The organism is Vibrio ordalii ATCC 33509 (assembly GCA_000257205.1).
GTDB classification, from domain to species: domain Bacteria; phylum Pseudomonadota; class Gammaproteobacteria; order Enterobacterales; family Vibrionaceae; genus Vibrio; species Vibrio ordalii.
Window position 1 is genome coordinate 45,954 of sequence record AEZC01000110.1, and the last position, 15,054, is coordinate 61,007.

General features: G+C 46.1%; 12 protein-coding genes. 4 read left to right on the top strand and 8 right to left on the bottom strand.

From position 1 onward, the window contains the following. Nucleotides 1-53: 53 nt before the first annotated feature. The 5 genes from kdsB to VOR_RS0108200 are packed head-to-tail and all read right to left on the bottom strand — an operon-like array spanning nt 54 to nt 6,001. Nucleotides 54-806 (bottom strand): 3-deoxy-manno-octulosonate cytidylyltransferase, encoded by a 753-nt coding sequence (gene kdsB / locus VOR_RS0108180; protein WP_010319226.1) that lies wholly within the window; start codon nt 804-806, stop codon nt 54-56. Beyond that, a complete protein-coding gene (locus tag VOR_RS0108185) occupies nt 806-985 on the bottom strand; it encodes a Trm112 family protein (protein ID WP_010319227.1) in 180 nt (59 codons plus the stop codon). Before VOR_RS0108185 ends, kdsB begins: the two co-directional genes overlap by 1 nt. Continuing rightward, nucleotides 966-1,973 carry a tetraacyldisaccharide 4'-kinase gene (lpxK, locus tag VOR_RS0108190; RefSeq protein ID WP_010319228.1) on the bottom strand — a complete coding sequence of 336 codons (1,008 nt, stop codon included), beginning with the start codon at nt 1,971-1,973 and terminating at the stop codon, nt 966-968. The genes VOR_RS0108185 and lpxK overlap by 20 nt, the downstream gene beginning before the upstream one ends. A 3-nt stretch (nt 1,974-1,976) precedes the next feature. Beyond that, nucleotides 1,977-3,725 (bottom strand): lipid A ABC transporter ATP-binding protein/permease MsbA, encoded by a 1,749-nt coding sequence (gene msbA / locus VOR_RS0108195; RefSeq protein WP_010319229.1) that lies wholly within the window; start codon nt 3,723-3,725, stop codon nt 1,977-1,979. A gap of 32 nt (nt 3,726-3,757) precedes the next feature. Then, the gene (locus VOR_RS0108200) at nt 3,758-6,001 is read right to left on the bottom strand and encodes a DNA internalization-related competence protein ComEC/Rec2 (RefSeq protein WP_029627004.1); all 2,244 of its coding nucleotides are present in this window, start codon (nt 5,999-6,001) and stop codon (nt 3,758-3,760) included. A gap of 6 nt (nt 6,002-6,007) precedes the next feature. Between VOR_RS0108200 and VOR_RS0108205 the strand changes: the two genes are divergently transcribed. After that, entirely contained in the window at nt 6,008-6,517 is a 510-nt protein-coding gene (locus VOR_RS0108205; protein ID WP_010319231.1) for a DUF2062 domain-containing protein, read from the top strand. Between the two features lie 138 nt (nt 6,518-6,655). Here VOR_RS0108205 and lolE read toward each other — a convergent pair whose 3' ends face one another. From lolE to lolC, 3 genes are read right to left on the bottom strand one after another with little or no spacing between them, the layout of a single operon-like run. Continuing rightward, entirely contained in the window at nt 6,656-7,900 is a 1,245-nt protein-coding gene (lolE, locus tag VOR_RS0108210) for a lipoprotein-releasing ABC transporter permease subunit LolE (RefSeq protein WP_010319232.1), read from the bottom strand. Beyond that, the gene (lolD, locus tag VOR_RS0108215) at nt 7,901-8,587 is read right to left on the bottom strand and encodes a lipoprotein-releasing ABC transporter ATP-binding protein LolD (protein ID WP_010319233.1); all 687 of its coding nucleotides are present in this window, start codon (nt 8,585-8,587) and stop codon (nt 7,901-7,903) included. It abuts the gene before it with no gap. Next, a complete protein-coding gene (gene lolC / locus VOR_RS0108220) occupies nt 8,580-9,788 on the bottom strand; it encodes a lipoprotein-releasing ABC transporter permease subunit LolC (RefSeq protein WP_010319234.1) in 1,209 nt (402 codons plus the stop codon). Before lolC ends, lolD begins: the two co-directional genes overlap by 8 nt. Before the next feature lie 165 nt (nt 9,789-9,953). On the opposite strand from lolC, the gene VOR_RS0108225 reads away from it, so the two are divergent. From VOR_RS0108225 to VOR_RS0108235, 3 genes are read left to right on the top strand one after another with little or no spacing between them, the layout of a single operon-like run. Then, nucleotides 9,954-10,523 (top strand): hypothetical protein, encoded by a 570-nt coding sequence (locus VOR_RS0108225; protein WP_010319235.1) that lies wholly within the window; start codon nt 9,954-9,956, stop codon nt 10,521-10,523. Between the two features lie 8 nt (nt 10,524-10,531). Beyond that, entirely contained in the window at nt 10,532-13,993 is a 3,462-nt protein-coding gene (gene mfd, locus VOR_RS0108230) for a transcription-repair coupling factor (RefSeq protein WP_010319236.1), read from the top strand. A gap of 28 nt (nt 13,994-14,021) precedes the next feature. Then, the gene (locus VOR_RS0108235) at nt 14,022-14,792 is read left to right on the top strand and encodes a peptidoglycan binding protein CsiV (RefSeq protein WP_010319237.1); all 771 of its coding nucleotides are present in this window, start codon (nt 14,022-14,024) and stop codon (nt 14,790-14,792) included. The last annotated feature ends 262 nt before the right edge of the window (nt 14,793-15,054 follow it).

The window sequence follows — 15,054 nt, forward strand, 5'->3', positions numbered from 1 at the left end:
ATAAACCGCTGAAAACGGAGAGAGAAAGGAGCACAATTGCTCCTTTCTTTTAACTAACGTTGGCTTACTATCGCTCTCACTAACTCTAAATCTTCTGGTGTATCAACCCCTGCAGGCGGAGCTTCTTTGGCAACGGCAACGTGAATTTTTTCACCATACCACAGTACTCGAAGCTGCTCTAAACACTCAATTTTCTCAAGTACACTGGGTTGCCAGTTGATATAAGTATTGATAAAACCAGCCCGATACGCGTAAATACCAATATGACGCAGCACTGGCTGAATCACTGTTTGACCACCAGCTGCAAAGTGATCTCTATCCCAAGGAATCGTTGCACGGCTGAAATACAGCGCGTAACCCTCTTGATCTGTTACCACTTTAACCGCGTTAGGGTTAAACACTTCAGCTTGATCAGTAATTTCAACCGCTAAAGTCGCCATCGGCGCGCTACTGTTGGCTAAATTGTTAGCGACCTGCTTGATGATGATCGGTGGAATGAGTGGCTCGTCACCTTGTACGTTAACAATAATGTGGTCATCGGCAATGCCCATTAATTTCACCACTTCGGCTAAACGCTCAGTACCGGACTCATGATGTGATGATGTCATGCAAACATTGCCACCAAACGCATGGACAGCCGCTTCAACACGAGCATCATCAGTAGCAATCACGACCTGCTCAGCACCCGATTGCAGCGCTTGCTCATAAACCCACTGAATCATAGGTTTACCGCCAATATCAGCCAAAGGCTTACCAGGTAAACGCGTCGACTGATAACGAGCAGGGATAACAACGCTGAAAGCCATTATCGTCCCTCATCCATCGTCATGCTGCGCGCTTCTGGTTCAAGCAACACTGGGATCCCTTCTTTTATTGGATAGGCCAAACGATCTAACTTACAAATAAGCTCTTGGTTTTCTTTATCATAAGTCAACTTCCCTTTACATACAGGGCAAGCTACAATTTCAAGCAGACGGTGATCCATATGGCTCCATTACCTCTTTTATTTTGTCCAAAATACGCTGTTCATCTGGCGAACTAAATTGCGCAGAAACAGGAAGATACCACCAGTTTTCTTGCGCAAACGCTGCACATTTTACTGCGTCTTTTTCTGTCATGATGACGTTTGCTCCATGTTGCGCAAGCGCCTCTAATTCTGAATATTGATACTCTTGGTGATCAGCAAAACCTTGAGTTAATACCGTCTTCGCGCCTAAAGCTTCTAGTGTATTAAAAAAGCGTGCGGGGTAACCAATACCAGCAAACGCGACTAGCGCATGCAGTTGACTCACTGACACTTGCTGACCGGTCACCAAATTAACGGCTAAGCTAGGTGAAAGGTGCATCGCCAATTCGCCGTATTGAGCTTGACCGCCATTAGTCACAATAAAATCAACTTCCGATAACCGAGAGAGTGGCTCTCTTAACGGACCTAAAGGCATAAACTGCTCATTACCGAAGCGACGAACGCCGTCCACGACTGCAAATTCAATATCGCGCTCTAATGCATAGTGCTGGAGGCCATCGTCAGTGATAATGACATCAACACCTAACGGAAGCAGGGCTTGCACGGCTTGTGAGCGCTTTGGTGCAACAGCAACCGGAGCACCCGTGCGCTGGTGAATCAATTTAGGTTCATCGCCGCAGTGAGCGGTTGGCGTATCACTTTGCAGCACCAATGGATAAACCGGGGCCTTACCACCATACCCACGCGAAACAACTCCCGGTTTGAAGCCTTGTTTCTGTAAAGCTTCGACTAACCATACAACCAACGGCGTTTTGCCATTACCACCCGCGGTAATATTACCCACCACAACTACAGGAATGGGAGCCTTATAACGCTTTTTTTGGCCCGCTTGAAATGCTCGCTTACGTGCTTGACTGACTAACCGAAACAAGACACTCAGTGGCCACAATAGTGGCCACAACAAAAAACGCACGGGATGATGCCCGAACCAGATTTTTTCAATCACTGATTAGTCACCAAATTGGATCCGGTGCAATTGGGCATATGCCCCATCCTGTGCAATTAACTGAGCATGATGACCACGTTCGATAATTTCCCCCTCATCGACCACCAGAATTTCATCAGCTTCTTCAATCGTCGACAAGCGGTGCGCAATGACCAATACCGTTTTATTCTTTTGTAGCTCTTCAAGCGCTGATTGAATCGCTCTTTCAGATTCCGTATCTAACGCCGAAGTTGCCTCATCTAGGATAAGAACGGGGGCATCACGTAATAACGCTCGCGCAATCGCTACTCGTTGACGTTGGCCTCCGGATAAACTGGCCCCATTTTCACCAATCATAGTGTCCAAACCATCAGGCATATTGTCGATAAACTCCATGGCATGAGCGAGCTTAGCCGCGTGCTCAATTTGCTCACGCGTGTACTCATTTTCTGCCGCGTAAGCAATATTATTGGCAATGGTATCGTTGAAGAGGTGAACATTTTGCGAAACCAGCGCAAAGTGGGTGCGCAAGTTCTTCAGTTTATAATCGCGAATATCATGATCATCTAGATAGATAGCGCCTGAATCGACATCATAAAAACGAGTCAAGAGGCTAGCGATAGTACTTTTTCCTGAGCCGGAACGCCCAACAAGTGCGACAGTTTTACCTTGAGGAATATCAAAACTCACATGAGACAGCGCTGGTTTTTCTTTACCTTGGTAGGTAAAGGTCACATCCTGAACTCTAACGTCACCACGTATTTTTTCGGCTTCAAACTGGCCAGTATCTCGCTCGGTTTCTAAATCAATTAGCTCAAATAACGTTTGGCTAGCAGCCATACCACGCTGAAAATCAGAGGTGACGCTTGTTAACGCTTTCAATGGACGCATCAAGCCAAACATTGCCGAGAAGACCACTGTAAAGGTACCCGGTGTTAATTCAGCACGAATAGAATCAACGCTGGCTAAAAATAGCACGGTAACCAATGCTAATGACGCAATCATTTGAATAATAGGGTCAGCAATAGACTGTGCGGCCACTAGTTTCATCGTTTGTTGACGCATTTGATTACTGACATGGTCAAAACGTTTACGTTCTACGTTTTGACCACCATAGCTCAGTACCACTTTATGCCCTTTTAGCATCTGCTCTGCTGAAGAGGTCACATCACCCATGGTGGTCTGCATCCCTTTTGAGATCTTGCGAAAACGTTTAGAGACAATGCCAATCCCCATCGCAACCACTGGTGCAACAACGATTAAGACCAGTGATAGCTGCCAACTATTCCAAAACATCAAGGTCAATAGGCCGATGATACTCGCACCTTCACGAACAATACTTACCAGCGCACGGCTGGTCGCCCCAGCCACTTGCTCTGAATCATAGGTAATGCGTGATAACAAGCCACCCGTGGATTCCTTATCAAAGAAACTGACAGGCATATGCATGAATTGGTTAAAGATTTTTCGACGCATTAGCATCACGACATTGCCAGAAACCCAGCTCAAACAGTATGAGGAGACAAAGCCACTGAAGCCACGCAGCGCCATCATCCCCAAGATGATAAAAGGCAGCACGCGCAAGAAATCAGATTCCGCATTCCCAAACCCTTCATCGAGAAGAGGCTTAAGTAACGACACCATATACGTGTCAGAAACCGCATTGATGATTAATGCGACAACCGCAACCGCTAGGCCAGATTTGTAAAGGCGGATATAGGTCCACAGGCGTTTGAAGGTTTGCCAAGTGGTTTCGTCAGTATTGAGTGACATAGACATGTTTTGTTCTTAAGAAAATATTGCGCTCATTCTACCTCGTTACGGAGCATCTGCCTATACCAAGGCTGAGAGCGAGAGGTACGCAGGCTGTTGACTTGATAGTTCTGCATGCCAAAAATAACGCTAATTTGCCCGTCTTCACCCGTATCCAACCAGTTTGTTCCATGTTGCAGGTAGCGTTGAACAACCTGTGCGGAAGGTAATTGCCAGCGTCCACCTTTGGCAAGCGAGGCAATAGCGACCTCAGGATTGACCTTATTAATCAAAGCAACAGTAGAAGATGTTCTGCTACCGTGGTGTGGTACAAGCAGGATATGACTTTGTAAGGATTGCTCTGTTCGCGCAAGTAACCACTCACTCATGGCATCCACATCCCCGGGCAGAAGCACTGAAAAACCGGTATTTGGGTCAAAGATCCGGATCACGCAAGAGTGAGGATTGTAAGCCCGCGCTACAGTTTTAGGTGGCCAGATAACGTCAAAAAAGAGCTGTTGCCACTGCCATTGTTCGCCAGCAATACAAGGTTGATAACCCGCTATCGTTTGACTAGCACGTTTCCATTTGGGCTGCCAAACACGCTCAACTTCCGATCTTCCGCCTGCATGATCGTTATCCAAGTGACTTAAAATCAACCCGTCTAATTGTTTCGCTCCTCGCTTGGTTAACACAGGGGCAACCGTAGTTTGGATATGATCGCCACCTTGCCAACTTGCACCAGTATCATAAAGCACGTAGCGCCCTTCTTTTTCGATCAACACCGCCAACCCATGCCCAACGTCTAACACATCAATCCGCCAACCTGTTTTGATTGGAATGGTGACCCAAGAAGCCATCATAATTAAGCTACAGACAGCAAGCGCAAAACGCGAGATCAACGGTGAAAACACAAACAACAACAGAGCACTGCTCAACAGAACCAAAACAGCACCAGAAATAGGAAACCAACTGAGGCTTGAATAATGTATTGACCAATCAACGGGAATGAGTAATTTAGCCACCCAATGCCACACCATAGGTGCGCCATCAAAAGTCAAAACCGTACACCCTAAAGCAACAAAGAGCGCCGGAACCACCACAAAACTGAACCAAGGAATAAACACTAAGTTATAGAGCGCCGCACTGGTACTCACCCCACCGAAAAAATAAGCGGTTACCGGAAGCATACACAGCACTAACCCAATCTGCATCGTCAATAAACGCCATAAAAAAAATCGCTGAGTTTGAGGTAGCGAAAGTTGGTAAAACACCACTGAGACAGCAATAAAGGACATCCAAAAGCTACTGGATAGCGCAGCAAAAGGATCGATGAGCAGCACCGCCGATAACGTCATAAGTAGTCGCTGCAACGTATTGATACGGACATTGAGGATAATCATCGCCACATTAAGCAAACACATGATGAGCGCGCGTTGAGTGGGCAAGGTAAAGCCAGCCAACCAAGCATAGCCTAGTGCGCACAAGCTTCCTACGACGAATGGCGACCACCCCATACGGTGATGCAAACGCATCAATACGAGCCCAAGGCTATAACCAAAACCAAATGCGATGCCAATGTGCAGACCAGAAATGGCAACCAAATGAATCAGGCCACTGTCTCGTAATGCTTGCCATTGTGCTGCTGAAATATCACTGCGTTCTCCAAATGTGAGCGCCATTAAAATACCAAGATTAGGATCATCCGCGAGCCAAGTTTTGATTTTCTGATACCATTGTGTTCGCCGCTCTGGCAAGGGTTCAATACGATAAGGCTGCCCATTACTCACGGTTGCTCGAGCCACAATACCTTGGCTCAAAGAGTACGACTCTACATCAAATCCCGTCTCATTTAACCGGCCAAAGATAGGTTTTACAGTAATGGTAAATTCAACCACATCGCCCTTTTTCAACAGCAAAGGCGCAACTAATCGTACTTTTGGTCGCAAAAAAATGTTTAAGGTTTGACCATTGATTGATCGAATCGAAATTGTTCCTTCGTAACCATGACTAATTTGTCTAAAAAAGCTGTTAACCTGGCCATTTATGGTAATATCCGGACCTGCCTGGAACAGAGTGTTGGACTGCTCACGCAATAGGTTCCCGCTGATCACAATGACGACTACAGCCATTGTTACTCCTGAGAGAAAGCGCAGTTTTCTATAAACGACAGAGAGTATAAGAATGGCGAATAGAGGCATACTCCATTTCCAATCTGGCATCCAAGACCAGTAAGAAGCAGAAATGGCGGTTAGCGAAAACGAAGCTAGAGTCCAGTAATTAGATAAGAGAGTCATGTCACGATGCCAAGAAAGTTCATCAAACGTTTTATGCCTAACCATGAAGTGATTAAGCGTCAGAAGGCATTAAAAATTTTTGGCAATGTGCTGTACAACCCCAATTTATGGTGTTTGAACCGCCGCTCAGCAGCGGGCGCCTTCGCCGTAGGTTTGTTCATGGCTTTTGTTCCACTTCCGAGTCAAATGATCATGTCCGCTGGCCTTGCCATTATGTGCGGCGTCAATTTACCGCTCTCTGTAGCCTTGGTCTGGATTAGCAACCCCATCACCATGCCAGTGCTGTTCTACTTCGCCTACAAACTTGGGGCATGGGTAATGCAAACACCACCACAACCATTTCACTTTGAACTCTCTTGGCATTTTATCATGCAACAAATGAGTACCATTGGTCCGCCATTCCTTTTGGGTTGCATGATGTGCGGAGTGATCTCCGCCATAATCGGCTACTTCGGCATTCACGGTTTATGGCGCTATTCTGTCGTAAGAAGCTGGCAAAAGCGCCAAGCGAGATAAAAGCTTCAAGAGATTGAGACTGGCTATACAACTGAGCATGTAAAACGATGTCGCATGATGTTGAAAAAGGACCAAATGGTCCTTTTTGTTTGCTAAAAATAGCTCAATGCTGATGAACGAAAAGAATCCGAGTTGAGATTATTTAGCGATAAGCACAGACGCCGGGTTCAGTTGACTGGCCCTAGAGGCAGGATACCAAGTAGCTAGTAGGCTCAACACAATCGCCGTCGAAGAGACAAGCACCACATCCGATAGGTTCACTTGTGATGGCAAAAAGTCGACAAAATAGATATCACCAGACAAAAACTGATGGCCGACTAACCGTTCTAATCCTTTGATTAACGCTGTTAAATTCCACGCAATCAACACACCTAACACGCCACCTATCACACTGCCTAATACACCAGAGAAAACACCCTGCCAGACAAAAATTCGTTTCACTAATCCATCGGTCGCGCCCATAGTGCGCAAAATAGCGATTTCAGCCGCACGATCTTTTACCGCCATCATAAGTGTTGAAACGATGTTGAAGCTCGCCACACCAATCACCAGCACCATCACCAAATACATCATGGTTCTGACCAACTGAATATCACGGTACAAAAAGCCAAACTTTTGCTGCCAACTGCGTAGATAGACGTATTGATCAAGCGTATTGCCGACCTCTCTTACAATTTGAGTCGCATTTAATACCTCTGAGACCTTGATAGCAACGCCCGTCACTCGCTCTCCTAATTTGGCGTAAGCTTGTGCATCTGCCAATGGCACTAACGCAAGGCTGTGATCAATTTGGCCGTTGAGCTCCAAAAGCCCTGAGACCTTGACGCGCACGCGCTTTGGCGCTTGAACTTTAGCGATCTCATTCGCAGAGGGGATCATCAAAGTGACATAGTCACCGACTACCGCGCCCAATTTATCCGCCACTCCTTTGCCTAAGATGACCTGTTGCTGACCTGCGACAAAACCTTGCCATGCATCGGAAGAGACAAATTGAGATAAACGCGACACGGCGCGCTCCATTTGCGGATCAATTCCGCGTACCTCAATCGCTTTCAGTTGCGCGCCTTTCTCCGCTAATGCCGTCAATTTTACATAAGGAGCGGCCGCTTCCACTTTTGGATGCTGCACGGCTTGCTTGACTAATGACGACCAGTTCGCGATGGGTTGTTGAACCCCTTCAAACTCTCCGTGTGCAATGACAGATAACACCCGATTCTGCAGTTCGCGCTCAAAGCCATTCATCGCCGACAAGCCAACAATGATCACCGCGACTCCCACGGCGATACCGATAATGGAAGAGAGCGAGATAAACGACACCATTTTATTACGCTGCTTTGCCAGGCTAAAACGACGACCAATCACTAAAGAGAGCGAGGTGAACATCTACAGTGCCTCCACATTAATCAGCAAACCATCTTGCATGTGCATCTGTCTGTCCATTTTTTCAGCAAGTTCGCTATCATGCGTTACCACTAAAAATGCCGTGCCAAACTCTTGATTCATTTGACGCATCAAATCATAAATCGCCAGCGCCGTTTTGTGATCAAGGTTGCCCGTAGGCTCATCGGCTAACACCAAATCGGGTTGATTGACCAGCGCTCGCGCAATCGCTACCCGCTGCCGCTCTCCACCAGAGAGCTCAGAGGGTCGATGAGATAAGCGATGCCCCAACCCCACTTTTTCTAGCAATGCTTGCGCGGCCTGTTTAGCACGCGATGCTTTTTGGCCACCAATAAGCAACGGCATGGCAACATTCTCAAGAGCGGTGAAATCGGCTAATAAATGGTGGAACTGGTACACAAAACCCAAATGTTGATTGCGAATGTTCGCTTGTTTATTGGAGCTTAAGCTCGATAAATCCTGACCTAAAAATGACACTGAACCTTCGGTTGCCTCATCCAGTGCACCCAGAATGTGTAATAACGTACTTTTCCCAGATCCAGAAGTCCCAATAATTGAGACTAACTCGCCCGCTTGAATGCCAAAACTGACGCCTTTTAGCACTTGAGTCCGTAGCTCCCCTTCTTGGTAGGTTTTGCATACGTTATGGCATTGTAAAAGGTTATTCATATCTTAAAGCCTCGGCAGGTTTTACGGATGAAGCGCGGTAGGAAGGAAACAGTGTCGCGAATAAGCTGAGCGTGATGGCCGCTATCACCACCAACATAATTTGCATGGGGTTAATCACTACAGGCAGCGTTCCCCCTACAGAGAACAGCGCGACCCCCATGCCTTCTAATAATCCATTGAGGTTATCCGCCAGCAATACGCCTAACACACCACCGACAAGCGCACCAATCACTCCACTACTCGCACCTTGAACCATAAAAATGGCCAGTACTTGTTGATCTGTCATGCCTTGCGTTTTCAAAATCGCGACCTCAGCTTGTTTTTCCATCACCACCATGATCAACGCGGAAATGATATTGAAAGCCGCCACGCCAACAATCAACCCAAGCATCAAACCCATCATATTTTTTTCCATGCGAACAGCTTGGAACAACTCGCCACGCTGATCTCGCCAGTCACTCCATTGCCACCCCTCAGGCAAAGGTGCGCTAGCTAGGTCTGCGACCACAAAAGGATCATCAAAAAAGAGCCGCCATCCCGACACCGTATTTGATGGTAAACGAAGCAATCGCGCTGCATCTTTGATGTGCGTCAGCATCAGTTGTCCATCAACGTCAGACCCCGTATTGAAGATGCCTGCGACTGTAAAATTACGTTGTGCAGGGATACGACCTAGAGGGGTATATTGGCTAGCCGAAGTCACCATCAAGCGCACTTTATCGCCAATTGTCACGTTAAGTGCCCGCGCCAGTGAATGGCCAAGCAACAGTTGATAATCACCCGGATTAAGTGCGCTCACTTGACCTTCAATCAAGTGCGCCGCAATCGGATCATGTTGATTTGGTTCAATTCCCACCAACAAACCAGCTGCAAGTTGCGATGAACTTTGCACCACAGCTTCACTGCGCACAATCGGTTCAGCCGCTCTGGCGCTAGAGAGCTGGTTAATAAATTGAGGCACATCTTGCGTGAGCAAAGTGTGATCGCCGTTTTGTGAAACTACCGCTTGAGGCAACACGCCCAAAATTCTATTTTTGAGCTGAGATTCAAAGCCATTCATGACAGAAAGTACCGTCACCAATGACATCACGCCAATGGTTATCCCCGCCGTAGACATGTAAGAAACAAATCGACTGAATCTATCACCGGATCGGCCTCGTAGATAACGTAAGCCGATAAACGCCGAAATAGGATGAAACATAACAAAAACCGCCTAAAAGTGATGCTCAGTACTGTAACGAGAAACGATGCAAGGTTGTAGCTTTAATTTGCCAATTATCGGTTAAATAGGCTCGATAACAATGACATACCTTGATTAGTTCGCCGGTATGATGATAATCAACAAAGTAATGAGAAGGACGCCTTTATGACCGAGCAAGAATTTTTTACGGTTCACTATGGACTGACAGCCAATATTGAACTTTTAGACAGCGCATTTATGCTACCTTCCCAGTCGATATTTGAAGCGGAAATTCCCGCCCCATTTATTGTGGCTAGTGAGTTTAGCCAGTTGGATGCACTCACCGAAAGTGCACGGCTAGAGCTGAAGAGTAGCGATTTCAAGCATGTCGTTCAGTTACTTGATACTCAAAATTCGAAACTGAATTTGTTACTGACCTTTATGTTATCACAGCAAGATGAACCGCATTCACGCTTCATCACCAGCACATTTGGCGCCAGCCGCTTCTCTTTTCGTTATCCAAGCGCACTAGAAATTGGCACCCAAGCCCGCAGTAAACTGTTTTTAGATCATCCGGCGGCTGCCATTTATTGCTATAGTTCGGTGATTGATTGCCAAGCGGACGATCAACACTATCTCATCACGATGAAATACGATTTACTGCGAGATACTGACCAAGATCTCTTAATTAAAGCCGCACTGTACCAGCAGCAAAAATTGCTGCGTCAACGCTCTTTAGACCGAAATAAACCATAAGCGTTCTCATGACTACACACTCTTTACTGACTCTGATTAAACCTGCTGGCGCGGGCGACAAAAAACACATTGGTAACCTACGTGGTGCAAGCCTAGCATTGGCAATTGCAGAACTGGCCAACCAGCATAATAGCCACACCTTATTGGCTGTACCTGATCCTAAAACCGCCTTAAAGCTGCAGCACGAAATTGAGCAGTTTAGTGACACCGAAGTAGCGCTGTTCCCTGATTGGGAAACTTTGCCTTATGATAATTTTTCGCCTCATCAAGAGATCATTTCTGATCGCATCGCACGCCTGTATCAATTACCGAGCTTGAAAACAGGCATTACCATTGTGCCTGTGAGCACCATATTACAGCGTCAAACGCCGCGAGAATTTCTGCTACAGCATACTTTAATGGTCAAAATCAGTGATCAATTTTCCTTAGATAAATTACGTCTTCAACTGGAAAAATCGGGCTATCGTCATGTTGATCAAGTGTTTGGCCCAGGCGAATATGCCAGCCGAGGTTCGATTCTTGATTTATTTCCAATGGGCAGCAGCGATCCTTATCGCATTGATTTTTTTGATGATGAAATCGACACCATACGCACCTTCGATCCTGAGAATCAACGCTCAATTGAAGAGATCAGCGAGATACGCTTACTGCCTGCTCATGAATTTCCCACCACAGAAAGTGCCATTGAAGATTTTCGCACCCGCTGGCGTCAACGATTTGAAGCGCGTCGCGAACCAGAATCAGTCTATATGCAAGTCTCAAAGGGGATTTGGCCCGCAGGTATTGAATACTGGCAACCGCTATTTTTTGAACACACCGAAACCTTGTTCGATTATATCGCGCCAGAAAGCCAACTGATTGTCGTAGGAAACATCGAAACAGCGATTGACCAGTTTTTAACCGACGTCGAATATCGTTACCAGCAGCGTAAAGTTGACCCTCTTCGCCCATTACTGCCACCTCACGAATTGTGGCTTAAAAAAGATGAGCTTTTTAGTCTTTTCAAAAACGTGGCTCAAATACAACTCAGCATCGAGCCGATTACCGAAAAGCAAGGACGAATCAATTTAGCGGTCAGTGCATTACCCGACTTGGCGGTTATGCATCAAAATAAAGAGCCTTTAGCCGCCATCCGGCAATTTAGTGAAAGTTTTAATGGGAAAATCATTTTTTCCGTCGAATCGGAAGGCCGTCGCGAAGCATTACTAGAACTATTGCAACGCGTAAAGCTGCGCCCTATCGAAAAAGAAACCTTCCACCAAGCGTGCCAAGCAAAAGAAAAGCTATGCCTAGTATTAGGAGCATCTGAGCACGGCTTTATTGATAACAATGCTAACTTAGCGTTTATCTGCGAAAGTGATTTACTCGGTGATCGTGTCATTCTTCGTCGTAAGAAAGATCGTAAAGTCACCAATAGTGACGCTATCATTCGTAACTTAGCCGAACTCAAACCAGGACAACCCGTCGTTCATATTGATCATGGTATCGGCCGTTATATCGGGCTACAGACACTTGAAGCGGGTGGCATGATGACCGAATACGTCACTCTTGAGTATCAAAATGAAGCCAAACTTTATGTTCCTGTCGCTTCACTAAATCTCATCAGCCGTTACTCTGGCGGCGCGGAAGAAAGCGCACCATTGCATAAACTCGGGGGTGAAGCATGGACTAAAGCACGACGAAAAGCGGCCGAAAGAGTCCGTGATGTCGCAGCAGAACTGCTGGATGTTTACGCTAAACGAGAGCTCAAACCGGGCTATAAGTTCGCTCTGGATCGTGGTCAATACGCGACCTTTAAAGCAGGTTTCCCATTTGAAGAAACTGATGATCAAAACACAGCCATCAATGCCGTACTCTCAGACATGTGTCAGAAAAAAGCGATGGACCGATTAGTGTGTGGTGACGTTGGATTTGGCAAAACAGAAGTCGCCATGCGCGCCGCCTTTGTGTGTACCGACAACAATAAACAAGTGGCTGTATTAGTGCCGACAACCTTACTCGCGCAGCAGCATTTTGAGAACTTTCGAGACCGATTTGCTAACCTGCCGATCCGTGTTGAAGTTTTATCACGCTTCAAATCAGCGAAAGAGCAAAAGCAGATCCTACAAGATGTCGCCGACGGCAAAGTCGACATTTTGGTTGGCACGCACAAACTGCTTTCCAGCGAGCTAAAATTTAGCGATCTTGGTCTTTTGATCGTTGATGAAGAACACCGTTTTGGCGTTCGCCAAAAAGAAAAAGTGAAAGCGATGCGTGCTGATGTGGATATTCTCACGCTGACGGCAACGCCGATTCCGCGTACATTAAACATGGCGATGAGCGGAATGCGCGATCTATCGATTATCGCCACACCACCCGCACGACGCTTAGCCATCAAAACCTTTGTGCGCCAACATGATGAGAGCACTATTCGAGAGGCTCTATTACGTGAAATCATGCGCGGTGGACAGGTTTATTTTCTACATAACCAAGTAGAAACTATCGACAAAGTCGCCGCCGATTTAGAAAAGCTGGTCCCTGAAGCTCGAATTACCGTCGCCCATGGACAAATGCGTGAACGTGAGCTGGAAAAAGTGATGAACGACTTTTATCACCAACGATTCAATGTATTGGTTTGCACAACCATCATTGAAACCGGGATTGATGTCCCAACCGCGAACACCATCATTATGGACCGAGCAGACAACCTTGGTTTAGCGCAGCTACACCAACTTCGTGGCCGAGTAGGACGCTCTCATCACCAAGCTTATGCTTACTTACTCACTCCACACCCTAAAGCCATGACTAAAGATGCCGTGAAACGTTTAGAAGCGATTGCATCTCTTGAAGATCTTGGCGCCGGTTTTACTCTAGCAACGCACGATTTAGAAATCCGTGGGGCAGGTGAATTATTGGGCGATGAACAGAGTGGTCAGATCCAATCAATTGGTTTTACTCTCTATATGGAGATGCTAGAGCAAGCGGTTGAAGCGCTAAAAAATGGCAAAGAGCCTTCCCTTGACGATTTGCTTCGTGAGCAAACTGAAGTGGAAATGCGTTTGCCAGCGCTATTACCCGATGATTACATTCCTGATGTAAATACTCGCCTCTCGATGTATAAACAGATAGCAAGTGTCGCTAGCCGGGATGAGCTCGCCGAGCTCAAAGTTGAGTTGATTGATCGCTTTGGTAAATTACCTGATGCTGCAAATAACTTACTCGGCGTAGCTGAAGTCAAAATTGATGCTGCACGAATAAAAGTGAAGAAAATCGAAGCACATGAAAAAGGCGGCTACATTGAGTTCTATCCAGATGCTGACATTAATCCCGTATTTTTGGTTAGACTTCTGCAATCACAACCGAAAAAATTTGCAATGGAAGGGCCAACTAAGTTTAAGTTTGCTGTACCATTAGCCGATAGACGTGAACGAATTCAATTTGTGTCGAGTATGCTCGGCGAATTCCAACAAAATCTAATGCCTAGAGCATAAATTACGCACAAAAAATGATGGAGCCATAATGAAAAAACTGATCCCACTCCTACTTTTGCTTATTTCGCTGCCAAGTCTGGCACAACGGCAATTTGACATAGAAGTGATCATTTTTAAGCGTGCAATTGATGCAGAGAAGGTCAGTGAGTCTTGGCCTAACTCACTACCAGAAATCAATATTCAACGCGCGGGTAGTTTTGGTGACTTAAGCTATCGCCAAGAAAAAGGCGTGAAAATGCTGCCTTTTTCAGACTACCAACTTAACGACCAAGCACAAAAACTGAAAAACCACGCCGGCTTTGAAGTGTTATTGCATACGGCTTGGCGTCAAGGTGATCAAGGCAGAGCTTCCGCACCGATTTTCCATATTCAGGCAGGTAAAGATTACTCGGCTAAATTCAATGCTGACGGTAGTGAAAAAGTGGCTGTACTAGAAGAATCGCCAGTGAACGGGGTACTAGAACAAAACATCGCGAGTCCTCTTTATGAACTCGACGGTAAATTGCAAATCTATGTGCAGCACTATCTTTATGCTGAAACTACGATCGACCTTAAAGCCCCGAGTGTGCGAGAAATCGTGCTCCAAAGTAAACCATTGGAGTTAGACATTACACCTGAAGAGCAAAATGCCGATGTTCAGCTTGGAAACCTAGAAGCCATCTCCCCAACGGTGGAAAAGGAAGAGTTTTTAAAGAGCTATCGGATGGACCAAAAACGCCGTATGCGCAGCAACGAAACCCACTATCTAGACCATCCATTAATGGGAATGATCATTCAAGTTCGCCGCGTTGCAGAATAAGGCCGAACAAAGCGCCCTGCTTGGGCGCTTTGTCTTCATCAACCACAAACATACAACTCACTAAATTTCTTCTCCTCGCCATTTATCTATGCATTGATTATTTTTATCCACTTTAATCATTGATCTCTCGATCATCGTTCTTTTTCTCGCCAATAAGGACTTCTTCTGATTTGAGCATAGTCAGTGCTCATTTATGAGAACCATATTGGATTGAATACCTTTAATTAAGCCTTGATAATCGGTATGCGCCCCATGATCCCAC